Annotated in this window: 33 protein-coding genes; 3 read left to right on the top strand and 30 right to left on the bottom strand. The window is 61.1% G+C overall.

What is annotated here, in order from left to right; translation table 11 throughout:
• Positions 1-56: 56 nt before the first annotated feature.
• From rplQ to rpsH, 17 genes are all read right to left on the bottom strand, one after another.
• Positions 57-578 carry a 50S ribosomal protein L17 gene (gene rplQ, locus G7Y31_RS02410; protein ID WP_165010716.1) on the bottom strand — a complete coding sequence of 174 codons (522 nt, stop codon included), beginning with the start codon at positions 576-578 and terminating at the stop codon, positions 57-59.
• Between the two features lie 48 nt (positions 579-626).
• Positions 627-1,637 (bottom strand): DNA-directed RNA polymerase subunit alpha, encoded by a 1,011-nt coding sequence (locus G7Y31_RS02405; protein ID WP_165010714.1) that lies wholly within the window; start codon positions 1,635-1,637, stop codon positions 627-629.
• A 72-nt stretch (positions 1,638-1,709) separates the two neighbouring features.
• Positions 1,710-2,315 (bottom strand): 30S ribosomal protein S4, encoded by a 606-nt coding sequence (gene rpsD, locus G7Y31_RS02400; RefSeq protein ID WP_165010711.1) that lies wholly within the window; start codon positions 2,313-2,315, stop codon positions 1,710-1,712.
• Between the two features lie 29 nt (positions 2,316-2,344).
• Positions 2,345-2,749 carry a 30S ribosomal protein S11 gene (rpsK, locus tag G7Y31_RS02395; protein WP_165010709.1) on the bottom strand — a complete coding sequence of 135 codons (405 nt, stop codon included), beginning with the start codon at positions 2,747-2,749 and terminating at the stop codon, positions 2,345-2,347.
• Positions 2,750-2,752: 3 nt separating this feature from the next.
• Positions 2,753-3,121, bottom strand: coding sequence for a 30S ribosomal protein S13 (gene rpsM / locus G7Y31_RS02390; protein ID WP_165010707.1), 369 nt, complete (start codon positions 3,119-3,121; stop codon positions 2,753-2,755).
• Between the two features lie 193 nt (positions 3,122-3,314).
• A complete protein-coding gene (infA, locus tag G7Y31_RS02385) occupies positions 3,315-3,533 on the bottom strand; it encodes a translation initiation factor IF-1 (protein WP_004566852.1) in 219 nt (72 codons plus the stop codon).
• Positions 3,534-3,831: 298 nt separating this feature from the next.
• Positions 3,832-4,626 carry a L,D-transpeptidase gene (locus G7Y31_RS02380; protein WP_165010705.1) on the bottom strand — a complete coding sequence of 265 codons (795 nt, stop codon included), beginning with the start codon at positions 4,624-4,626 and terminating at the stop codon, positions 3,832-3,834.
• Positions 4,627-4,878: 252 nt separating this feature from the next.
• On the bottom strand, positions 4,879-5,667 hold the full coding sequence (map, locus tag G7Y31_RS02375; protein WP_165010702.1) for a type I methionyl aminopeptidase: 789 nt from the start codon (positions 5,665-5,667) through the stop codon (positions 4,879-4,881).
• A gap of 133 nt (positions 5,668-5,800) precedes the next feature.
• On the bottom strand, positions 5,801-6,346 hold the full coding sequence (locus G7Y31_RS02370) for an adenylate kinase (protein ID WP_165010700.1): 546 nt from the start codon (positions 6,344-6,346) through the stop codon (positions 5,801-5,803).
• Positions 6,346-7,671 carry a preprotein translocase subunit SecY gene (gene secY / locus G7Y31_RS02365; RefSeq protein WP_165010741.1) on the bottom strand — a complete coding sequence of 442 codons (1,326 nt, stop codon included), beginning with the start codon at positions 7,669-7,671 and terminating at the stop codon, positions 6,346-6,348. Before secY ends, G7Y31_RS02370 begins: the two co-directional genes overlap by 1 nt.
• Positions 7,672-7,788: 117 nt before the next feature.
• A complete protein-coding gene (locus tag G7Y31_RS11985; protein ID WP_280527296.1) occupies positions 7,789-7,917 on the bottom strand; it encodes a hypothetical protein in 129 nt (42 codons plus the stop codon).
• A 75-nt stretch (positions 7,918-7,992) separates the two neighbouring features.
• Positions 7,993-8,442, bottom strand: a complete 450-nt coding sequence (rplO, locus tag G7Y31_RS02360; RefSeq protein ID WP_165010698.1) for a 50S ribosomal protein L15 — start codon at positions 8,440-8,442, stop codon at positions 7,993-7,995.
• Positions 8,443-8,445: 3 nt separating this feature from the next.
• Positions 8,446-8,631: a 50S ribosomal protein L30 gene (rpmD, locus tag G7Y31_RS02355; RefSeq protein WP_165010696.1), complete on the bottom strand. Its 186-nt coding sequence runs from the start codon at positions 8,629-8,631 to the stop codon at positions 8,446-8,448.
• Between the two features lie 3 nt (positions 8,632-8,634).
• A complete protein-coding gene (gene rpsE / locus G7Y31_RS02350) occupies positions 8,635-9,261 on the bottom strand; it encodes a 30S ribosomal protein S5 (RefSeq protein ID WP_165010694.1) in 627 nt (208 codons plus the stop codon).
• A gap of 37 nt (positions 9,262-9,298) precedes the next feature.
• Complete coding sequence (rplR, locus tag G7Y31_RS02345; protein WP_165010692.1) at positions 9,299-9,700, bottom strand: 50S ribosomal protein L18; 402 nt, start codon at positions 9,698-9,700, stop codon at positions 9,299-9,301.
• A 3-nt stretch (positions 9,701-9,703) separates the two neighbouring features.
• Positions 9,704-10,240 (bottom strand): 50S ribosomal protein L6, encoded by a 537-nt coding sequence (gene rplF / locus G7Y31_RS02340; RefSeq protein WP_165010690.1) that lies wholly within the window; start codon positions 10,238-10,240, stop codon positions 9,704-9,706.
• Between the two features lie 14 nt (positions 10,241-10,254).
• Complete coding sequence (gene rpsH, locus G7Y31_RS02335) at positions 10,255-10,638, bottom strand: 30S ribosomal protein S8 (protein ID WP_165010688.1); 384 nt, start codon at positions 10,636-10,638, stop codon at positions 10,255-10,257.
• Between the two features lie 390 nt (positions 10,639-11,028).
• On the opposite strand from rpsH, the gene G7Y31_RS02330 reads away from it, so the two are divergent.
• Positions 11,029-11,331 (top strand): DUF6457 domain-containing protein, encoded by a 303-nt coding sequence (locus G7Y31_RS02330; RefSeq protein ID WP_425321649.1) that lies wholly within the window; start codon positions 11,029-11,031, stop codon positions 11,329-11,331.
• Positions 11,331-12,173, top strand: coding sequence for a formate dehydrogenase accessory sulfurtransferase FdhD (fdhD, locus tag G7Y31_RS02325; RefSeq protein WP_165010687.1), 843 nt, complete (start codon positions 11,331-11,333; stop codon positions 12,171-12,173). Before G7Y31_RS02330 ends, fdhD begins: the two co-directional genes overlap by 1 nt.
• On the opposite strand, the gene G7Y31_RS02320 is transcribed toward fdhD, so the two are convergent.
• The 6 genes from G7Y31_RS02320 to G7Y31_RS02295 all read right to left on the bottom strand — a co-directional run bounded on the left by G7Y31_RS02320 (position 12,170) and on the right by G7Y31_RS02295 (position 15,479).
• Positions 12,170-12,955 (bottom strand): formate/nitrite transporter family protein, encoded by a 786-nt coding sequence (locus tag G7Y31_RS02320; RefSeq protein WP_165010685.1) that lies wholly within the window; start codon positions 12,953-12,955, stop codon positions 12,170-12,172. The genes fdhD and G7Y31_RS02320 overlap by 4 nt on opposite strands.
• A 142-nt stretch (positions 12,956-13,097) precedes the next feature.
• Positions 13,098-13,649 (bottom strand): 50S ribosomal protein L5, encoded by a 552-nt coding sequence (gene rplE / locus G7Y31_RS02315; RefSeq protein WP_165010683.1) that lies wholly within the window; start codon positions 13,647-13,649, stop codon positions 13,098-13,100.
• A gap of 2 nt (positions 13,650-13,651) precedes the next feature.
• Positions 13,652-13,966: a 50S ribosomal protein L24 gene (gene rplX, locus G7Y31_RS02310; protein WP_165010681.1), complete on the bottom strand. Its 315-nt coding sequence runs from the start codon at positions 13,964-13,966 to the stop codon at positions 13,652-13,654.
• A gap of 5 nt (positions 13,967-13,971) precedes the next feature.
• A complete protein-coding gene (rplN, locus tag G7Y31_RS02305) occupies positions 13,972-14,340 on the bottom strand; it encodes a 50S ribosomal protein L14 (protein ID WP_165010679.1) in 369 nt (122 codons plus the stop codon).
• Between the two features lie 260 nt (positions 14,341-14,600).
• On the bottom strand, positions 14,601-14,837 hold the full coding sequence (locus G7Y31_RS02300) for a hypothetical protein (protein WP_165010677.1): 237 nt from the start codon (positions 14,835-14,837) through the stop codon (positions 14,601-14,603).
• A 6-nt stretch (positions 14,838-14,843) separates the two neighbouring features.
• On the bottom strand, positions 14,844-15,479 hold the full coding sequence (locus G7Y31_RS02295) for a hypothetical protein (protein WP_165010675.1): 636 nt from the start codon (positions 15,477-15,479) through the stop codon (positions 14,844-14,846).
• A 281-nt stretch (positions 15,480-15,760) separates the two neighbouring features.
• On the opposite strand from G7Y31_RS02295, the gene G7Y31_RS02290 reads away from it, so the two are divergent.
• On the top strand, positions 15,761-16,057 hold the full coding sequence (locus tag G7Y31_RS02290; RefSeq protein ID WP_165010673.1) for a hypothetical protein: 297 nt from the start codon (positions 15,761-15,763) through the stop codon (positions 16,055-16,057).
• Between the two features lie 11 nt (positions 16,058-16,068).
• Here G7Y31_RS02290 and G7Y31_RS02285 read toward each other — a convergent pair whose 3' ends face one another.
• The 7 genes from G7Y31_RS02285 to rplV form a co-directional block, all read right to left on the bottom strand.
• Positions 16,069-18,090 (bottom strand): sucrose-specific PTS transporter subunit IIBC, encoded by a 2,022-nt coding sequence (locus tag G7Y31_RS02285; RefSeq protein WP_165010670.1) that lies wholly within the window; start codon positions 18,088-18,090, stop codon positions 16,069-16,071.
• Between the two features lie 162 nt (positions 18,091-18,252).
• Positions 18,253-19,560, bottom strand: coding sequence for a glycoside hydrolase family 32 protein (locus tag G7Y31_RS02280; protein ID WP_165010667.1), 1,308 nt, complete (start codon positions 19,558-19,560; stop codon positions 18,253-18,255).
• 321 nt (positions 19,561-19,881) lie between these two features.
• Positions 19,882-20,166 carry a 30S ribosomal protein S17 gene (gene rpsQ, locus G7Y31_RS02275; RefSeq protein WP_165010665.1) on the bottom strand — a complete coding sequence of 95 codons (285 nt, stop codon included), beginning with the start codon at positions 20,164-20,166 and terminating at the stop codon, positions 19,882-19,884.
• A 2-nt stretch (positions 20,167-20,168) separates the two neighbouring features.
• Positions 20,169-20,399: a 50S ribosomal protein L29 gene (gene rpmC, locus G7Y31_RS02270; RefSeq protein ID WP_005527735.1), complete on the bottom strand. Its 231-nt coding sequence runs from the start codon at positions 20,397-20,399 to the stop codon at positions 20,169-20,171.
• Positions 20,399-20,815 (bottom strand): 50S ribosomal protein L16, encoded by a 417-nt coding sequence (rplP, locus tag G7Y31_RS02265; protein WP_165010663.1) that lies wholly within the window; start codon positions 20,813-20,815, stop codon positions 20,399-20,401. The genes rpmC and rplP overlap by 1 nt, the downstream gene beginning before the upstream one ends.
• Before the next feature lie 3 nt (positions 20,816-20,818).
• Entirely contained in the window at positions 20,819-21,565 is a 747-nt protein-coding gene (gene rpsC, locus G7Y31_RS02260; protein ID WP_165010661.1) for a 30S ribosomal protein S3, read from the bottom strand.
• Entirely contained in the window at positions 21,565-21,927 is a 363-nt protein-coding gene (gene rplV / locus G7Y31_RS02255; RefSeq protein ID WP_165010659.1) for a 50S ribosomal protein L22, read from the bottom strand. The genes rpsC and rplV overlap by 1 nt, the downstream gene beginning before the upstream one ends.
• Positions 21,928-21,930: the final 3 nt, after the last annotated feature.

The raw sequence follows: 21,930 nt of genomic DNA, 5'->3' as shown, positions 1-21,930 counted from the left end.
GACATAGCAAAAGCCGCACCGAACGCGGGGCGTAGGGTGCGGCTTAGCGACAGAGACTACTTCTCTTCGGTGGTCTCCTCAGCGGCAGCCTCGGTGGCTTCCTCGGCCGGAGCCTCAGTGGTCTCCTCAGCCGGGGTTTCCTCCTCGGCGGCAGCCTCCTCAGCCTCAGCGGACTTGGAAGCAGCGGCGCGGGTAGCGCGGGTAGCCTCAGCGGAAACGGTCTCCTCCAGCACCAGAGAAATCTGGGACATCGGGGCGTTGTCGCCGCGACGGTTCTCCAGCTTGATGGTGCGGGTGTAGCCGCCATCGCGGTTGGCGAACTGCGGACCCAGATCCTCGAAGAGGTGGGCAACGACATCCTTGTGCGGGATGAGCTTCAGCACCTGGCGGCGATCGGCCAGAGTGCCGGACTTTGCCTTGGTGATGATCTTCTCAGCATAAGGACGAAGCATCTTCGCCTTCGCGTCGGTGGTCTTGATAGCGCCGTGCTCGAACAGGCTAGCTGCCAGGTTGCTCAGCAGGTGAGCCTGCTGTGCAGCGGAGCCGCCGAGGCGGGCACCCTTCTTAGGGGTAGGCATGTTGTACTCCTCGTGTGCGGTTTAGTGTTAAGCGCGTTTGATGAATTCTTACTCAGAATCGTCCGCGGACGGATCCTTGAAGTCACCGGTCTCAGCGTCGTAACCCTCAAGCTGCGTCGGGTCAAAGTCTGCCGGGGTGTCCTTGAGAGCCAGACCCAGGCTATTGAGCTTGATCTTCACCTCATTGATCGACTTCTGGCCGAAGTTACGGATATCCAGCAGGTCCGTCTCGGTGCACTCTGCGAGCTCACCAACGGTGTGGATCTCCTGACGCTTCAGGCAGTTGTAGGAGCGAACGGAGAAGTTGAGGTCCTCAATGGGCAGGGAGTAAGCAGCGATGTACTCGCTCTCGCGCGGAGAGGGGCCAATCTCAATGCCCTCGGCGGCCGTGTTCAACTCGCGAGCCAGACCGAAGAGCTCCACCAAAGTGCCGCCTGCGGATGCCAGGGCATCACGAGCAGCGATGGAGTTCTTGGTCTCCACGTCGATGATCAGCTTGTCGAAGTCAGTGCGCTGCTCAACACGAGTAGCTTCCACCTTGTACGACACCTTCAGCACCGGGGAATAGATCTGGTCCACCGGGATGCGGCCAACCTCGCCGGAAGTCGGAGCGGCCGGAACGTAGCCGCGGCCGCGCTCCACTACCAGCTCCATGTCCAGGCGAGCGGACTCATTCAGCGTGGCGATGTGCAGGTCCGGGTTGTGGATCTCCACACCAGCCGGCGGCTGGATGTCACCAGCAGTGACCACACCAGCGCCTTCCTTGCTGAGGTACATGACCACCGGCTCGTCAGAGTCGGAGGACAGCACCAGACCCTTGATGTTCAAGGTGATCTCGGAGACGTCTTCCTTCACACCATTGATAGTGGTGAACTCATGGAGGACACCGTCAATCTTGATGGAAGTCACCGCTGCGCCCGGAATGGACGACAGCAGGGTGCGACGCAGCGAGTTACCGAGGGTGTAGCCAAAACCCGGCTCGAGCGGCTCGATAGTGAACTTGGAGCGAGCGGAGTCGATGACTTCCTCGGTGAGCTGAGGACGCTGGGAAATGAGCATTGAGTTTCTCCTTGTCGACGCCCACTATTTGACGTCGGTAGAGGGTGAATATGTGGGTTAGACGAAGAACGATTACTTCGAGTAAAGCTCGACGATGAGCTGCTCCTGCAGCGGGATGTCGATCTGAGCGCGCTCGGGCAGCTGGTGCACGAGGATGCGCAGGGTATCCGGAACAACCTGCAGCCAGGCCGGGATGACGGCATCGGCAAGGCGGTCCTGGGCTTCTTCGAACCATTCCATCTTCTGGGAACGCTCGCGGACATCAATGATGTCGTACTGCGTCACCTTGAAGGAAGGAACGTTGATCTTCTTGCCGTTAACGGTGAAGTGACCGTGGGAGACAAGCTGACGTGCCTGACGGCGGGTGTTGGCCAGGCCAGCACGGTAGACGACGTTGTCCAGGCGGGTCTCCAGCAGGATGACCAGGTTGTCACCGGTCTTGCCCGGCAGACGGTTAGCCTCTGCGTAGTAGCGACGGAACTGACGCTCCAGCACACCGTAGGTGTACTTTGCCTTCTGCTTCTCCTGGAGCTGCAGCAGGTACTCAGATTCCTTGATGCGGTTGCGGCCTGCCTGCCCCGGTGGGTACGGGCGGCGCTCGAACGCCATGTCGCCGCCGACCAGGTCGACGCGCAGACGGCGGGACTTACGGGTTGCTGGGCCAGTATAACGAGCCATGAGTTTTTACCTCTATCCTTTCTGTCTGCTTAGACCTTGCGGCGCTTGGTCGGACGGCAGCCGTTGTGCGGCTGGGGGGTGGCATCCGTGATCGAGGAAACCTCAAGACCTGCGGCCTGCAGGGAACGGATGGCGGTCTCGCGGCCGGAGCCCGGACCCTTGACGAATACGTCGACCTTCTTCATGCCGTGCTCCATGGCCTTGCGCGCAGCAGACTCGGCAGCCATCTGGGCTGCGAAAGGAGTGGACTTACGGGAACCCTTGAAGCCGACGTGGCCGGAGGATGCCCAAGAGATAACCGCACCGGACGGGTCCGTGATGGACACGATGGTGTTGTTGAAGGTGGACTTGATGTATGCGTGGCCAGCGGCCACGTTCTTCTTTACGACGCGACGGCCAGTACGACGTGCGCCGGAGCGAGTCTTCGGAGGCATGTGTTACTTCTTCTTTCCTGCGATCGTCTTCTTCGGGCCCTTACGGGTACGAGCGTTGGTCTTGGTGCGCTGACCACGAACCGGCAGGCCACGACGGTGGCGCAGGCCCTGGTAGCAACCAATCTCAATCTTGCGGCGGATGTCGGCCTGCACCTGACGGCGGAGGTCACCCTCCACCTTCCAGGTAGCTTCAATCACGTCACGCAGCGCCGCAACCTGATCATCAGTCAGGTTGTCGGTGCGCAGGTCCGGAGAAATGCCAGTCTTTTCCAGCAGTTCCTTAGCACGGGTAGGACCGATGCCGTAGATGTAGGTGAGAGCGATCTCCATGCGCTTGTTGCGCGGCAGATCCACACCAGCTAGACGTGCCATGTGGCGTGTCCTTTCGGGTTGTTACGGTGGTTTTCTCCCTATCCGTCCCGCACCAAGATAACGCTTTGCCCGGGCCGTGCCGGAACGTGGGTTATTTTTAGCAGTGCGGGCTCTGGCCACCGTGGCCGGAGGTGAGCGGGCAGGCCACGACAAGGTGGCCCACCTTGGGGTAAGGAGGCTTAAAAGTCAGTGTTTACTTGTAGCGGTAGACAATGCGTCCGCGGGTTAGGTCATAAGGAGACAGCTCCACCACCACGCGATCCTCTGGGAGGATGCGGATGTAGTGCTGACGCATCTTGCCCGAGATGTGTGCAAGAACCTTGTGCCCGTTGTCGAGTTCGACACGGAACATTGCGTTGGGCAAGGGTTCAATAATGCGACCCTCGACCTCGATTGCGCCTTCCTTAGCCATAACCTCTACTTTTCTAGGCCAGGACTCAAGCAGCCTGACCTGCATTTTTGGTATCTACTGCGCGGCGGGTAGGCACTGTACCTACACACCAGCGGTCAACTTTACGCCACCTGCCAGCAAAAACCAAATAATCCCCTGCGTTATGCAGGGGATTGGGCCTGTTGGCGCCGTAGCTTGCCGACGCCGCAGCCGGCAGGCACCGTAGCTTGCCGACGCCGCTGGCATGCACCGCAGCTGGCCGATGCCGCAGCTGGCCGATGCCGCTGGCACGCACCGCAGCTAGCCGGCGCTGCGGTGCCTAGTAGATAACCACCTTGTCGCCGATGTTGACGTCGTTCCAGTACTTTACGGCATCCTGCTGCGGCAAACGCACGCAGCCAGCGGAGTCATATGCTGGGTTGCCCTGGTGGAAGGCGTGGCCGTTGTTGGTGAAGTACATCGCGTATGGCATAGGTGCGTTGCCGAACTCGCGGGAGACCTCGTCCCGAACCTTGCGGTTGATGTAGAACGTGCCGCGTGGGGTCTCCTGCCCCGGCTTGCCCGGCGCCATCGAGGTCGCCACGTGGGTCACGTTGCCCCGGCCATCTTGCAGCCAGGTGCGCCGTCCTGCCAGGTCCACGCACACCTTCGCATCGGCCGGGCAGGCGCCGCGGTTGAAGGAGTTACGACGGCGCTCTTCCTCAGCCTGCCGGGCAGCAGCTTCGCTAGCGGCGCGTTCGCGAGCCACCTGCTCTGCACGCTCGCGCGCCTTACGCTCCTGCTCTGCCCGGATTTCCGCGTTCTTGCGTGCGATCAGGCCCGGGAAGACGGCCTCCAGCGCGCCATCGACGGCATCGCCCAAAGGCCCGCCCACCACGGGGTTATTGAGGTTATCAATCTGCCGGCGCAGCTCGTTGCGGTGCGCCCACGCCTGGTCCGGGTTTAAGCCCAGGAACTCGCCCGGCGTAGTTGCAGAAGACAATTGGGGCAGCTGCGGGACCTGCGGCATAGAGGAGCCGAGGGACTGCGCGGACGCAGCCGGGGTGGCAGCTAAGGAAATAGTGGCCGCCAGCGCCGTGGCGCACGCTGCGGACTTCAAGCCGAAGTTCTTCATAAGGGGCCAGTATAACCGCACTTCAGCTCCAAAAGGAAAGCAGACCCGCCGGGGCCGGCCACGCCACGGCAGGACGGCTACGGCGTGAAGCCCAGTAACGGCCGGGCAGCGACGGTGCCCGGCCCAGGCACGGCAGGACGGCTACGGCGTGAAGCCCAGTAACGGCCGGGCAGCGACGGTGCCCGGCCCAGGCACGGCAGGGCTGTCACGGTGCGCGAGACGGGGCATCGGCAAGCTAAGCAATGACAGGCCCTAGTAACGCGTCGTCAAAATGCGCGGGCCCTGCGCGGTGGCGGCGACGGTGTGCTCCCAGTGCGCCGCCCAGCTGCCATCGGTGGTAACGACGGTCCATTCATCAGCAAGGGTCACGTTATCGGCGGTACCCAGCGCCAGCATGGGTTCAATCGCCAGCACGGAGCCCTCCTGAATCAGCGGCCCCCGCCCCGCCCGACCCTCGTTGGCCAGGAAAGGCTCCTGGTGCATCTCCCGGCCAATGCCGTGGCCCCCGAAGCCGTCCACAATGTGCAGCTCCACGCCGAACTTGGACTCGGCATCATACGTCGCCATCTCCAGCGCGTGCGAGACATCCGTCAGGCGATTGCCCGGCACCATGGCCCGCAACCCCTGCTCCAGGACGTACTCCGTGGCCAAGTTCAGGGCCTGCGCCTTGGGCCCTAGCTTGCCGATGCCGAAGCTCCACGCCGAGTCCCCCACCCAACCGTCCAAGGTGGCACCACAGTCAACTGACACCAAATCCCCCTCCTCCAAGATGTTTGCCGCAGAGGGGATGCCGTGGACGATAACGTCATTGACGGAGGAGCAAATCGACCCCGGAAATCCTCCGTAGCCCTTGAAGGTCGGCACTGCGCCGGCGTCGCGGATGACCTGCTCCGCAATCGCGTCGAGGTCTAGCGTGCTCATGCCCGCCTTGGCTTCCGCCTTGACTGCCTGCAGGGCGCGGCCAACGATTTCGCCCGCCGCCTGCATAGCGTCGAGTTCGCCAGGGGTTTTGGCGGGGATTATCTTACGGCGGCGAGACATGCGGGGGCTCCTTGCGGGGTGCAGTGGATAAAAGGCGTAGACGGGGCAGTGAAGGGACCGGAAAACAGCGAGGGCGCGGGGAAGGTCGCGCTGCTCGCAGCAGCTCTATCCCCGCGCCCGGCGTGTGTGAGGGCTACTTGCCTAGGGCGGCGAGGGTGCGCTGGTTAATATCTTCCACGGTACCCTCTGCCTTGATGGAGATGATCTCCTCCCCGTAGTGCTGGATCAGCGGGAAGGTCTCCTCGCGGTAGACACCCAGGCGGGTACGGATGGTCTCCTCGTTGTCATCGGCGCGGCCGCGAGCGAGCATGCGCTCGACCACCACGTCCTCAGAGACTTCGTAGTTAATCACGCCGTCTAGCTGCTGGCCCTTGTCTGCCAAGAGCTGGGCCAGAATGTCGGCCTGCTCCACGGTGCGGGGAAACCCGTCCAGCAGGAAGCCTGCGGCGGCATCGTCCTGGTTGAGGCGGTCGGCGACCATGCGGGCAGTGACATCGGTAGGCACTAGCTTGCCTGCATCAATGTAGGACTTTGCCTCCACACCCAGCGGGGTGCCTTCGCCAATGTTGGCACGGAAGAGGTCCCCGGTAGAGATGTGCGGGACCCCCAGCTTCTCGCTGAGGATTGCTGCCTGGGTGCCCTTGCCGGCACCGGGAGGGCCAAGAAGTACGTAACGCATTACTTTAGAAGTCCTTCGTAGTTGGATTGGAGAAGCTGGGACTCAATCTGCTTAACCGTAGTCAAAGCAACCGAGACCATAATCAGGATAGCCGTACCGCCGAACGCGGAGGCGCCACTGGCAGAGGAGCTACCCACGCCTAGGTCCAGGAGGATGTTGGGCAAAATGGCGATCAGCGCCAGGTAGAGCGAGCCCACGAAGAGCAGGCGGTTCATCACAAAACCCAGATACTCTGCAGTCGGCCGGCCCGGGCGGATGCCCGGAATGAATCCACCATAGCGCTTCATGTTGTCCGCCTGCTCCGCCGGGTCATACTGCACGGAAACGTAGAAATAGGCGAAGAAGATGGTCAGCACGAAGTAGAGCACAATGTACTGCCAGGAGCTCGGCGCCTGCAGGTGCACAATCACGTTTCGCATCCACCAGTTATCCGGGGTTTCTGCGGAACCAGAGTTGACAATCTGCGTAATCAGCACCGGCATGTAAATCAGCGAGGACGCAAAGATAACCGGGATAACGCCCGCCTGGTTGACCTTCAACGGCAGGTAGGTGGAGGACCCGCCATACTGGCGGCGGCCTACCATGCGCTTGGCGTACTGAACCGGGACGCGACGCTGGCCTTGCTCGATGAAGGTAATACCCACCACCAGCACCACCAGACCGGCCAGGATCATGGCAAAGACCAAGCCGCCATTGTTCTGGAAGATGTTCACGCCGTCAGTAGGCAGACGGGTGGCAATACCAGCAAAAATCAGCAAGGACATGCCGTTGCCAATGCCCTTTTCCGTAATCAGCTCGCCCATCCACATCACCAACATGGCGCCGGAGGTCATGGTGATCACCAAAACGATCAGGGTAAACAGATTGCGGTTCGGGTCCAGTACTTCCACGCCCTGACCCAGCAGCTGCTGACGGTCCGCCAGCGCCACAATGCCCGAGGACTGCAACAGCGCCAGCGCCAAAGTCAGATAACGCGTGTACTGCGTCATCTTTGCCTGCCCCGACTGGCCTTCCTTCTTCAGCTGCTCAAACCGCGGGATAACCACCGTCAGCAGCTGCACAATAATCGAGGCCGTAATGTAAGGCATGATGCCGATGGCGAAGATTGACAGCTGCAGCAGCGCTCCACCTGAGAACAGGTTGATCACCGAGTACAGGTTGCCCTGGTCTGCAGTTAGGGTGCGCAGACGGCCCGCGATGGACGCGTAATCAACACCCGGCGAAGGGATTTGGGCGCCGATACGATAAGCGATAATCATCACGATGGTGAAGACGATCTTCTTTCGCAGATCGGCGTCCTTAAAAGCCTGGATAATGGCGGACACTAAACAATCCTCCTGGCCTACCTGCACCCGCCAGGGCGCACGGAGGTGGTAACTCATTAGCCTCCAAGACAACGCGTTAAGCAATTTCTCAGAGACAGCTGAACATATATGACCTCACTACCCTACCAGCACCACCCCAATCAGCCACATTCCCCACCCCATCAGCCCTGGCAGCAGGAGCTTGCCGATGCCCCCGGCCCCGCCCGCAGGCAACCCCGCCCGGCGCACGGTGGGTGGCGGGGGCATCGGAAAGCAGGGTAAAGAAAGCACAAAGCACCCGCCAGCCTCACGCGGAGGCGACGGGTGCGAAGTGAGTGAGGGCTACTTGGTAGCGGTAGCGGAACCGCCAGCAGCCTCAATCTTCTCCACAGCGGACTTGGAGAACTTGTCGGCGGTGACGTTCAGCTTGACGCTGATCTCACCGTTGCCCAGAACCTTGACCGGCTGGTTCTTGCGAACCAGGCCTGCGGCTACCAGGTCAGCGACGGTGACGTCGCCGCCCTGTGCAAATGCCTTCTCCAGGTCAGAGACGTTGACTACCTGGAAGACGACGTGGTTCGGGTTCTTGAAGCCCTTGAGCTTCGGCAGACGCATGTGGATCGGCATCTGGCCACCCTCGAAAGCGGCCGAAACCTGCTTGCGAGCCTTGGTGCCCTTGGTACCGCGACCTGCGGTCTTACCCTTGGATGCCTCACCGCGGCCAACGCGGGTCTTCGGCTTGTTGGAACCTGCGGCGGGGCGCAGGTCGTGGAGCTTGATGATGTCAGCCATGGTTTACTCCCCTGCCACTTCTTCAACGGTGACCAGGTGACGCACCTTGTGAATCATGCCGCGGATGATCGGGGTGTCCTGCTTAACAACAGTGTGACCGATCTTCTTGAGGCCCAGGGCCTCAATGTTGGCGCGGTGGTTCGGCTTGGTGCCCACAAGGCCCTTTACCTGAGTAATCTTCAGAGCCATTGTTTATGCCTCCTGACCTGCGCGCTTGCGCAGCATACGGGCCGGGGTAACCTCTTCGACGGTCTTGCCGCGGCGGGCAGCGACCTCTTCGGGGCGAACCAGCTGCTTGAGGCCGTCCACGGTAGCGCGGACGACGTTGAGAGCATTGTCAGAACCCAGGGACTTAGCCAGGATGTCCTGCACGCCAGCGCATTCCAGCACCGGACGGGCAGCGCCACCAGCAATCACACCGGTACCGGGAGCAGCGGGCTTCATCATCACGATGCCAGCTGCGTCGCGGCCTTCGACCGGGTGGGTGATGGTGCCGGCAATCATCGGGACGCGGAAGAAGTTCTTGCGAGCCTCTTCGGAGCCCTTCTGGATGGCGGCGGGAACTTCCTTGGCCTTGCCATAGCCGATGCCGACCATGCCCTGGCCGTCGCCCACCACAACCAAAGCGGTAAACGACATGTTGCGGCCACCCTTAACGGTCTTGGAGACACGGTTGATGGTGACTACGCGCTCGATGTACTTGTCGCGCTCAGCGTCCTGCTGGTTGCGACGATCGTTGCGACGATCATTCTTGCGACCGTTGTTACGGTCCTTGTTGTCGGCGGAGCGTCCGCCGACACGCTGTTCACGGTCCGACATTAGGCGTTCCTTCCGTTGATGTTTCCGTTTGCAGTCATTAGAACTTCAGACCACCTTCGCGGGCAGCCTCAGCCAGTGCAGCGACACGGCCGTGGTACTTGTAGCCAGCGCGGTCAAAGACAACGCGCTCAATACCAGCGGCCTTGGCGCGCTGTGCTACCAGCTCGCCAACCTTAGCGGCCTTAGCCTTCTTGTCGCCTTCGATGCCACGCACGTCTGCTTCCATGGAAGAAGCGGAGACCAGGGTGTGGCCAGCCAGGTCATCGATAACCTGGACATGCATGTGGCGCGAGGAACGGTGAACAACCAAACGCGGTGCCTCAGCGGTGCCGCGCAGGGTCTTACGGATGCGGAAGTGGCGGCGGGCGCGTGCTTCACGACGACGCGTGGAGATGTCCTTGCCGACCGGGGTGCGCTTGGAATTCTCAGTGTTTGCCATTGCTTACTTACCCGTCTTTCCGACCTTGCGACGGATCTGCTCGCCTTCGTAGCGAATGCCCTTGCCTTTGTAAGGATCATCCTTACGCAGACGGCGAATGTACGCGGCGATCTGACCGACTTGTTGCTTGTCAATACCAGAAACGGACAGCTTGGTAGCGCCGTCTACTGCGAAGGTAATTCCCTCCGGAGCCTCCATGAGGATCGGGTGGGAGTAACCCAGGGCGAACTCCAGGTCCTTGCCCTTCTGCTGCACGCGGTAGCCCACACCGAAGATTTCCATCTTGATGGTGTAGCCCTCGGTCACGCCGACGACGGCGTTGTTGAGCAGAGAGCGGGACAGGCCGTGCAGGGCACGGTTCTTGCGGTGGTCGTCCGGACGGACGGCCTTGAGCTCGTTGTCCTCCAGAACAGCGGTAATGGGCTCCGGCAGAGCCACATTCAGCGTGCCCTTCGGGCCCTTGATGTCTACGGACTGGCCGTTGATGGAAATGTCAACGCCAGAAGGGACGGTGATGGGTGCGAGACCTACTCGTGACATGTGTCAATCCTCCCTTACCAGATGTAGGCGAGAACTTCTCCGCCTACACCCTTCTCCTGAGCCTCACGGTCGGTGAGCAGACCCTGGGACGTGGAGATGATGGCCACGCCCAGGCCGCCCAGGACCTTTGGCAAGTTGGTGGACTTAGCGTACACACGCAGACCCGGCTTGGACACGCGGCGCAGACCGGACAGGGAGCGCTCACGGTTGTTGTACTTCAGCTCGAGGGTAAGCTCGCGGCCTTCAACGGTGTAGTTTGCAATGTAGCCTTCCTTCTTCAGGATCTCGGCAATGTTCACCTTGATCTTGGAGGTCGGCATCGACACGGTGTCGTGGTGCGCGTGGTTTGCATTGCGCACGCGCGACAGCATGTCGGCGATAGGATCAGTCATGGTCATGGTTAAGTGACCGTTTACCTTTCTCGCTGCGGTTCCCGTGCCGGTTGTTCCGGTCGCTCGGCTGGCGTGCGGGCGTCTATGCGGCGCACACACGTGGCGCTAAAGCTCCACTCGCCTGAGCACCACCAAAGCGTTGTCCGTGTGATTTTGGGCCACTTCGCGCCCCAGGCGGTCAATACCGTTGGTGCTCGCTGCCCTTTGATGCATACACGGTCCGCAAACTGGCGGTGGGCCTACAACAAAGTAGATGTGAAATTCTTACCTGGCTTGTACCCGCCGTTTCCAGCAGGCACGAGTCCAAACGGCGACTTTACACCCCACCAGCTGCTTTGACAAGTCCTCCCGCCTGGCCCTGCCCCGCCGGCGCATCCCGTATTAGACTCGGGCGCCATGCACTCTTCCAGCGATGCCCCCCAGCTTGCCGATGCCCCTCAGCTTGCCGATGCCCCCTCCTCCTCTGCTGACCCCATGCTCAGCGCACACCAGTGGCTGGCCGAGGCCGCACAACTGCTGGATTTGCCGCCCGAGGCCGCCCGCGAATTAACACGGGAGCTGCTCGACCTCACGCGGAAAGTCGCCCATAATCGCTCGCGCCCAGCCGCACCGCTGACGGCCTTCTTGGTCGGCCTGGCCTCCAACGACTTAAGCCAGGCACGGGCGCACATCGCTACATTGTCTGCGAGGTTGTCCTAGTGGCGGGCAGGGTCAATTCCACCTATGCAGTAACTAAGATCCGGAGGGGCTCCCACGGACAGCTTGTAGCGGATACGCGCGCGGATGTAGTGGCTGGTGAGGAACCTTTGGAGATCCGGGTCGGCGGCCAGACGCTAACTACCACCATGCGCACTCCGGGCCATGACATTGAGCTGGCTCACGGATTCTTGCATTCCGAAGGCCACATTGTCTCTAGCAGCGATGTGCTTGAGGCCCGCTACTGCGCGGGTTCGGTGACCAGCGGCCCGTCTGGCATGGCCGAAAACACCTACAACTTGCTCGATGTCGAGCTACGCGACCCCCACGCGCTCAACCTGACCGACCTGCGGCTAACCCTAACCAGCTCCGCGTGCGGGGTGTGCGGCACGGCGTCAATTGAGCAACTGCACAAGCGCACCCGCTACCCGCTGCCGGACGTCCCGGTGGATCCGGAGCTTATCGCCCAGTTGCCTGCTTCCTTACGGGAACACCAGAAACAATTCCGCAAAACCGGCGGCATCCACGCTGCGGGTGCCTTTGACTTTGCGGGCAACCCGGTGGTGGTGCGCGAGGACGTCGGCCGGCACAACGCTGCGGACAAGGTCATTGGCCACCTGCTGCTTCAGAACCGCCTTCCTGCCAAGGACCTGATTCTGGTGCTCAGCTCCCGGGCCAGCTTTGAGTTGGTGCAAAAGGCGGCCATGGCAGGCATCGGCACGCTAGTAGCGGTATCGGCAGCAAGCTCGCTGGCGGTAGAGACCGCACGCCAAACGGGCCTCACCCTTATCGGCTTTGCCCGGGGCGATACCTTCAATCTGTACTCCGGGCGCCTGGCAGACTAGTCCCGGTACTCCTCTGGGCCAGAGTTCAGCCAGGCGTAAAGGCTGCCGATCAGCAGCCCGCCGCCTACGAAGTTGCCCACCCACACTATGGACCAGTTCAGAGCAATGTGGGCGAAGTCGAAGACCGCGGGCAGCTCCGCGGCACCGAAGATGGCCAAGGTCATCAGGCAGAAGTTGGCAATGACGTGCTCCAAGCCCAGTCCCACAAAAGCGGCGATGATGGGCAGGATAACCACGAACTTACTCACGATGTCCTTGGCAAACATCGCGCCAACAATCGCCATGTTGACCACGAAGTTCGCCAGCATGGCCTCTACGAACATGCCCGCCGGGTCCTTGCCCAGCTTTCCCTCGGAGAGGGTGACCAGCAAGTGATCAATGGGTATGCCTCCCAGTTTTGCGGACATGCCCATGCCCGCGGCGAAGATAACGGCGCCCACCAAATTAAAGAACGTAGTGACCACGACCAGCCAAATGGCTTTGCCCCAGCTGATCTGTTTGGTGGTCGCACCATAGGCCATGAACATCATGTTTCCGGTGGCCAGGTCCGCGCCCAGGATGACGATCGCGAACAAGCCGAGGCCGAAGAGCATGGCGAAGGTGACGCTACCCAAGCCGGGCGCCAATTGTTCCACGGCTTGGCCCACCGCCCCGGCAAAAGCAGTGCCGATGGCGAGGTAGACGCCACCCAGGGTGGAGCGGGCAGCAAAACGAGCCGGTGATTTTTCTAGCAGCGCGACCTTCTTGGCGGTACCCGCTGCTGCGGATTCGTTTAGTGACATGTGTTTCCTCAGGAGTGCTGAATCTTTTCCGGTTGAGTATAGGCTTTTTGCCGGTTGGGCATAAGAAAACCCCGGCCTGTCAGGGTCTAGCGCACTGGCTAGCCTGAAGGCCGGGGTTACAGCAACACGGGGTTACCTTGATTTACTTGAAGGGGAAGCCGAGCTCCTTGAGCAGGCGGCGGCCTTCTTCATCGTTGGTGGCGGTGGTGACCACGGTGATGTCCATACCGCGCGGGCGGTCGATCTTATCGATGTCGATCTCGTAGAACATGGACTGCTCGGACAGGCCGAAGGTGTAGTTACCACGGCCGTCGAACTGCTGGTCAGACAGACCACGGAAGTCACGAATACGCGGCAGAGCGATGGTCAGCAGGCGGTCCAGGAACTCCCACATGCGGTCGCCACGCAGGGTGACACGAGCACCGATGGGCATGCCCTCACGCAGCTTGAAGTTTGCGATGGACTTGCGGGCGCGACGCACCTGCGGCTTCTGGCCGGTGATGGCGGTCAGGTCTTCCAGAGCGCCATTGATCACCTTAGAGTCGCGGGCAGCGTCGCCCACACCCATGTTGACGACAACCTTGACCACGCCAGGGATCTGCATGACGTTGTCGTACTTGAACTCCTCATTGAGGGTGTTCTTGATTTCCTCGCGGTAGCGGGTCTTCAGACGCGGAGTGTAGTTCTCGCTCATGATTAGATGTCCTTCCCGTTGCTACGTGCGATGCGGACCTTCTTGCCGTTCTCATCGAAACGGTAGCCAACGCGAGTTGGGTTACCCTCGGAGTCGATCAGCGCCACGTTGGACACGTGGATCGGAGCTTCCTGGGTGACAATTCCGCCGGACTCTGCGCCGCGCTCAGCAGCGGAGTTGGCGACGTGCTTCTTGATGCGGTTGACGCCCTCTACCAGGACGCGCTCACGCTTCGGGTAGGCCTCGATGACCTTGCCCTGTGCACCCTTGTCGGGGCCGGAGATAACGACGACCATGTCGCCCTTGTGGATCTTCATAAGAGTTAGATCACCTCCGGTGCGAGAGAAACAATCTTCATGAACTTCTTGTCACGCAGCTCGCGAGCAACCGGGCCGAAGATACGGGTACCGCGCGGCTCGGAGTCATTCTTCAGGATGACGGCAGCGTTCTCATCGAAACGGATGTAGGAGCCGTCCGGACGACGGGTCTCCTTCTTTGCGCGGACGATGACGGCCTTAACCACGTCACCTTCCTTCACGTTGCCACCGGGGACAGCGTCCTTGACAGTGGCGACGATGACGTCACCGATGCCAGCGAAACGTCGCACAGAACCACCGAGAACGCGGATGCACAGAATCTCACGTGCACCAGAGTTGTCGGCGACGCGCAGACGCGATTCTTGCTGAATCACTATGGGTCTCCTTGACCTGGATTTATGTGCGCCAAGATTTCCGTCCTTGACACACGCGGTCTATGTACATGTAGCGCTACAGCACAACAACGAACTAGTCGAGGGGTCTCGGGTTAGCGGTTCGGAAACGCACCGTCTAAACCGACCGGCCATAGGCAACCCCCACATTCAACCACATACCACGCTCGGGCTCCAAACCGGTGGTCACACCGGCCACAAACTGCGAGCCACGCTCAGCCAGTCCAGAAATCTCCGTCAGACTAGAGATCCCGGCCAGTCGCGTCGTGTCTCCCATCGGTAGTGTCGGCCCGCTGCTTCCACTTCTGAGTAGCCAATAAGATGTTCGCCGCTACTACACCAAACACCGTAACAATCGGCCCCGCATCCAGCAGAATGCGCAGCGGAACGCTACCAACATCGGGGAACGCTAATCCAGCAATACATAGCAGCACTCCGAGCAACAACACCACGGATAAGAGGGCTTTTACGTACTTCATGTTCACCTACTGGGACCAACATCCGCCTGTCGCAAATACCTTGATGCCCCGGCCCCACGAATTACACACTCCCACCAGTCCCGATGCGATCACCATCATCGACGCAATCGAACCCGCTATCAGGGGTCCGGCTCCAGTATACGATGTAATCAAAGCGGCCAGGCCAGCCACACCCGATCCGGCAGCATATGCGTTTTGCAGCGCCGTAGCCGCACAACTATCCAGGAGAACGGCGGGGGGCGCCGCCTGAAACCCGTTCCGTCCACCACACGCCGCTCGGAACGCTATCGATGCCTGCTCGTGTAGTTCCGCTTTTTCGGTGAGACCTACCAGTTCCGATGCGGTTCCCTGAATTTGCCACCCCTCCACCATTAGTACCGCAGCATACTCTTCAAGCAGTTCCTCTTCAACCATCGGATCCCGACTCGCACCCGAATAATCGAAGATGTCATGACCGAGATGCACATACCTCTCTAACGCCTCAAAAGTTGCCTCAGTCTCCCAAGCCGATAAGTCTTCGATGCCAATGGCAGTCCCTCGATTTTTGTCAGCGGGCCCCGCGCCCGCAGGCACCGCCAATGGACCCAAAATAAAGACCGTCGCCGATACAACAATTGTCATTAAACATTTACGAAACGTCAAAATAGCACCTAGCCCTCCGCCTAGTCTTCCAGTCACATAAATCCAACCCATTAGTGGTGAATACATATGAGCTTAGTCGCAAATTGACATCAATGCAATCATGGACACGTTCAGACGATTCTGGCCGCATAAGCAACATCCGCCCCACCTCCCGGGTCACGGGACGTTTTCCGGCGCTCGCGCCCTTCAACTTTTCACCCCCAGCCGAAAAGCTCAAGCAGGCGTGGACTACTGCTATAGAATCGTCTCAAACTGATATTTCGGTCGCGGAAAGGGGTTCCATGCGCGCCTTCAATGAGCTTCCCAAGACTTCAGCTAGGTTCTTGGCTGCTGCGATTGTGCTAGCAGCTTGCGCCCTAGACCAGCTACTGATGTCCTTCGTGTTCCTCGCCTTCGGACATACGCTGGCGTTCGAGACTATCCGCACGATTCCACTAATGACAGGCGTTGCGTTGGGGGCACTGGCGGTGGTGCCCATGGAAAACGCCCGCGTGGCGGTGCGGGTCGTGGCGTGGATAGCGCTGGGCGCACTATTCGCCACGGCCCTCTACTTCGCCACGCAGGCGCTGTTCTATTAGGCTCGGGGCCTCTATCCAGCGGAAGGGGCGGGGGAATCGGAAGGGGTGGGGGAATCGGCAAGCTTGGGCTCCACAGCCAGCAACTCCTGGCCTAAAGTCACCTCTGCCCCACCGGCCGCGGACAGCAGCACCGGGCCGGTCTTCTTGGAGTTGGACACCACCACCGGGGTGGTCACCGGGTAGCCGGCGGCCTTGATGGCCGCTATATCGAACTCGCAGAGCAGATCCCCGGCCTTGACCTCATCACCCTTGGAGACGTGGGAAGTGAAGTGCTCACCCTTGAGGTTGACGGTGTCAAACCCAATATGCATGAGAATGTCCACCGGCTGCCCGGCAGCATCACGCCCGCGCACGGCATAGGCGTGCTTGGAGGGGAAGGTTACAGTCACAGTGCCGTCGATGGGGGCAACCAGTCGGCCCTCAGTAGGCTCGATAGCTGCACCGGAACCCAGTTTGCCGGCAGCAAACATGGGGTCGGAGGCATCGGCAAGCTCAAGCACCTGGCCAGCTAGCGGGGAGGCAATGCGCACGGCATCTGCCGAGGCCGCAACCGGAGCCGAATCCGCTACGCCAGCCGAGCCCGCGCCCGCGCCCGCTGCCCCGATAGCATCCGGCTCGATGCTGCCCTGCTTGGCCACCAGGTAACGGCCATAGCCATAGGCACCCAGGAAGGACACGGCCAGGGCGATGGCAGCGCTGATGAGGAATTGCGGGATGTCGGTCGGGCGCATGGATACAAAGCCAATCACACCGGCAGCACCCAGCGCGGTGGCCTTGACATCCAAGATGGCAATGAGCGTAGACGCAATCGCCGCCGCCCCCATGCCGATGTAGAACGGCCAACGCAGGCGCAGGTTCACACCAAAAATGGCGGGCTCGGTAATGCCGAACAGCGCCGAGGTGCCCGAAGCGCCCGCCAGGCCCTTGAGCTTGTCAGACTTAGCCAGGAAGTACACCGCCAGTGCCGCGCCACCCTGGGCGATATTGGCCATAGAGGCGGTGGCAAAGATGAAGGAGCCGCCCTCGTTCCACAACAGCGTCTCAATCGGTGGGAAGGACTGGTGCAGGCCGGTAATGACAATTGGGGAGTAGACCAGGCCGAAGAGGAACCCGCCCACTGGACCAGCGAACTCGTAAAGGTTGGCCAGGCCCAGGCCCAGCATGTCGCCGGCGGTGCGCAGGACCGGGCCGATAGCAATGAAGGTGACAAAGCCGGTAATCAGCAACGTCAGCAGCGGGGTGAGCATGAAGTCCACCGTGCCCTTGAGGTGCTTGTGGAAGAACTTCTCCACCGTGGCCAAAATCCAGGAGATGACCAGCGTGGGCAGGATGGAACCCTGGTAACCTGCTTGGGCCACGTCCAGGCCGAAGATGTGCCAATAGGGCATCTCCCCGGCCTCAATTGCCTGGGCGACGTCATAGCCGTTGACCAGCGAGGGCATGACCATCGCCATGGCCATACCCGCACCCAGGAACTCATTGCCGCCAAAGCGTTTGGTGGCGGTAAAGCCGACCAGCACCGGCAGGAACGCAAACGGCGCCGAGGCCAGTAGGTTAATCAGCTGCGCCAAATCCGCGATGCCCGGGTACATCTCCACCACGGACTGCGGGCCGAAGAGCCCCTGGGCGGTGAGCACGTTATTCAGGGCCATCAACAAACCGCCGCCGACCAGGATGGGGATGAGCGGCACAAAAATGTCCGCCAGGACCTTGACCGCGCGGGAGAACCAGTTGCCGGAATTGGCGGCAATGTCCTTGAGTTCCTCCGTGGAGACGGCGACGTCCTTGGAGATGAGTGCCGTCATTTCTTTGTAGACGACGTTGACGTCGCCCGGACCGACGATGACCTGGAACATCCCGCCGGCCTCAAAAATGCCCTTGAGGTCCGGGTCATTTTCTAGGGCCTCGGTGTCTACGGCCTTGGTGTCCTTGAGCACCATGCGCAGGCGGGTGGCGCAGTGCGCGAGGGCGACGATATTATCCTCGCCGCCCAGCGCTTGGAGCGTACGGGCGGCCACTTCTTTGTGTTGCATAAAGGGTCTCCCCTGTCTCGGGGCCTCACCGGTGTGGCGTCAATACCCAGGAGTTACTGGACCGCCGGGCAGTGAGGCAGATTAAATTGTCTCCTTCCAATTACAGCGATCACGGGCGCGGAATACAAGGTGCGGATGATGTGAGATTACTTACGGTTATGTCTATTCGGACAGCTTTCGCCAGTAAAGCTCCTGCCCGTTTGGGGCGAAAACGGGCACGGAGAACGCAGCAGCACCGTCGCCGGTGAAGACTTCGACGGCGCAAGAATCAGCAATCAAGCGCGCTGAACCTGGCCGTGTGGGAGCCTGCCGTACCTCTTGCTCACCGCCAGGCCCGAAACGCACCACGCTTGCCGATGCCCCCTCTACCTCCACCCGGGCACACTCCCGGGCATCGGCACCAGTACCGGCGAAAAGGCCATAAACCACGGGTGCCTGGCCTTCTGCGGTGCGGAAGGTGACCTCCCCAGGGACGCTGGGCCATACTGGGGCCTGGGATAACGTGGCATCGGCAAGCTCAAGCACTCGGGGCAGAGTTAAAGTATGCACCCACCCCTCCGCGGACAGCGTGGGCGTGTCATCCTGGCCGGGCAGGCCCATCCAGCCGACCATGAGCGCCTGGCCCTCGCCATAACTAATCAGCTGCGGCGCATAGAAAGCGTGCCCAAAATCGAGGGGCCGGTAGCCGCGCACCACCTCAAACTCCAGGCCCCGCAGGCGACCGACCAGATAACCACACTCATCGCGGCCCGGGAACTGCGGGCAGATTACCAGCACGTCCAGGTCCTCCCCCGTCGCCGTGTCACGCATACGCAACAGATTCGGGCACTCCCACATGTAGCCGCCAGGAACATCCTCAGCTGCCTCGCCGGAGACATACTCAGCTGCGACGCCAGAAAAGCGAAGTTCGCCCCCGAACTCCCAGTTCTGCAAATCCGCCGAGTAGTAGACCACCACGGCTCCGGTTTCATCCTCGCGTTGAGCGCCCAGGACCATGCGCCAACCCCCGGTTGGGTCTTGCGTGAGCATCGGATCCCGGAAGTGGCCCGTATAGCCCGGAGCGTGGTTGGGGATCAGCGGGTTGGCTGCGTCCCGAATGTAGAAACCACCCTCCGGGCCCAGATTGTCCACGCGCACCCGATTCTGCGACGGAATCCGACGGCCGTCCTGCTTGAGGTTTCCAGTGTAGAACAACCAAATGTTATCGCCGTCGCTTACCGCACCGCCAGAGTAACATCCGTGCAGGTCATACGGCCGGTCCGGATAAAGTGCGTCCGGGAAATGCCGGGGGCGGCCCGGCTGAGTCAAATCCACCACCACGTGTCCCCAACCGGTGCGCTTCGGTGCATGGGGGAAGCCAGGATCATGCTGGTAGAACAGGTGCAAATCGGTGCCGTCGAGGAACATCCCATTCGGGTCATTGAGTCGGCCAGACGGCGGGGAAACATGGAAACGCGGGCGGTAGCTCATGGAAGACGATGCTACCGGTTGCCAGGGGCGCGGGGTTCCCTCCCGGAGCGGGTGGGCCGGGCGGTGGCCGGGCGGGTGGGCCGGGCGGTGGCCGGACTGGTGGAGCCTGACCCATTTTCTCCGCAAAGTTGCCTCCCCGCCATACCGCGATGTCGTGTTTGCGCAGAAAATGAGTCAGTAAAGGCTAGAAGACGCGGACGTTGGCGGGATAGGGGCATCGGCAAGCAAAGCACGAACGCAAAAGTCCCCCGGGGATTGAACCCAGGGGGACTTGTTCGCGGAGGGCCGCGTTAAAGCAGCCACAGATGCAAGTGCGCTAGCTTACTTGGCCTTCTCCACGATTTCGACGAGACGGAAGTGCTTGTCCTTGGACAGCGGACGGGTCTCGGCGATCAGGACGCGGTCGCCAATGCCGGCAATCTCATCCTCGTCATGCGCCTTCACCTTGGAGTTGGAGCGCATGATCTTGCCGTACAGAGCGTGCTGCTTGCGGTCTTCGAGCTCGACAACGATGGTCTTGTTCATCTTGTCGGAAACCACGTAGCCGATGCGAGTCTTGCGCGCACCGCGCTCCTTCTTTACTTCGTTCACGTTTGCCTCACTCATGATTAAGCCTCAGCTCCCGGAACAACGGACAGGCCCAGCTCGCGCTCGCGGAGAACGGTGTAGATGCGGGCGATGTCGCGCTTAACAGTGCCGATGCGCCGGTTGTTGGTCAGCTGGCCGGTAGCCTTCTGGAAGCGAAGGTTGAACAGCTCTTCCTTCGCATCCTTCAGGCGGGTCTCCAGCTCAGCATTGTCGAGCTCGCGGAACTCGTGTGCGGGGGTACCGGTAGCCATTAGAACTGGTCCTCCTTCTTGATGATGCGGACCTTGCAAGGCAGCTTCTGGCCTGCGCGGCGCAGAGCTTCCAGTGCAGCGGCCTCGTTCGGGTAGGACATCTCGAAGAGGATGCGGCCCGGCTTGACGTTAGCCACCCACTTCTCGACAGGACCCTTACCGGAACCCATACGCACGCCGAGCGGCTTCTGGGTCAGCGGACGGTCCGGGAAGATGTTGATCCACACCTTGCCACCACGCTTGACGTGGCGGTTGATGGCAATACGTGCAGACTCAATCTGACGGTTGGTGATGTACGCGGGCTCCAGAGCCTGGATAGCGTAATCACCGAAGTTGATGCGGTTACCGCCCTTGGACACACCCGTACGAGTCGGGCGGTGCTGGCGACGGTACTTAACGCGCTTAGGAATCAGCATGGATTAGCCCTCCTGGTTCTGCTGTGCGCGCTGACGGCGCTGGCCACCACGGCGCGGACGACCGTTGCGGTCACCGCGGCCACGGCCGGCTGCCGGAGCGTTCAGTTCGGATTCACGCACGCCACCGATGACGTCGCCCTTGTAGATCCACACCTTGATGCCAATGCGGCCGAAGGTGGTGTGGGCCTCTGCGGTGCCGTAATCGATCTCTGCGCGCAGGGTGTGCAGCGGAACGCGACCCTCGTGGTAGCGCTCGGTGCGGGACATCTCGGCGCCGCCCAGACGACCGGACAGGAGCACCTTGATGCCCTTGACCTGCGGCTGACGCATAGCGGACTGGATGGCCTTGCGCATAGCGCGACGGAAGGCAACGCGGTTGACCAGCTGCTCAGCGATGGACTGTGCAACCAGGGTGGCGTTGGCGTCGACCTGCTTGACCTCGAGGATGTTGAGGGCGACCATCTTGCCGGTCAGCTTTTCCAGCTCGCGGCGAATACGGTCAGCCTCAGCGCCGCGACGGCCAATCACAATGCCCGGACGGGCGGTGTGAATGTCCACGCGAACGCGGTCGCGGGTGCGCTCGATAACCACGTCGGCGATACCGGCGCGGTCCAGGCCCTTCTCCAGGAACTGGCGGATCTTGATGTCCTCAGCAACGTAGGTTGCGTAGTCCTTGTCGGCGAACCAGTGGGTCTTCCACTCAGTGGAGATGCCCAGACGGAGGCCGTGAGGATGGATTTTCTGGCCCATTACTTGGCACCTTCCTTCTGGCTTTCGACAACCACGGTGATGTGGCTGGTGCGCTTACGAATCATGAATGCGCGTCCCTGTGCGCGGGGCTGGAAGCGGCGCATGGTCGGGCCCTCGTTGGCGTATGCCTCGGAGATGACCAGGGTGCGCGGGTCCAGGCCGAAGTTGTTCTCAGCGTTGGCGGCAGCGGAAGCTACGACCTTAGCCACCGGGGTTGCGGCGCCCTGCGGAGCGTACTTCAGGATTGCAAGTGCCTCTGCTACGGACTTACCGCGAACCAGGTCGATGACGCGGCGTGCCTTCATCGGAGTTACGCGGACGTAGCGGGCCGTTGCGGATGCGGAGGTGATGGTGTCACTCATCGC

The sequence above is a fragment of the Corynebacterium lizhenjunii genome (assembly GCF_011038655.2).
Lineage (GTDB): Bacteria > Actinomycetota > Actinomycetes > Mycobacteriales > Mycobacteriaceae > Corynebacterium > Corynebacterium lizhenjunii.
This window is presented reverse-complemented; position numbering and strand designations above follow the sequence as displayed.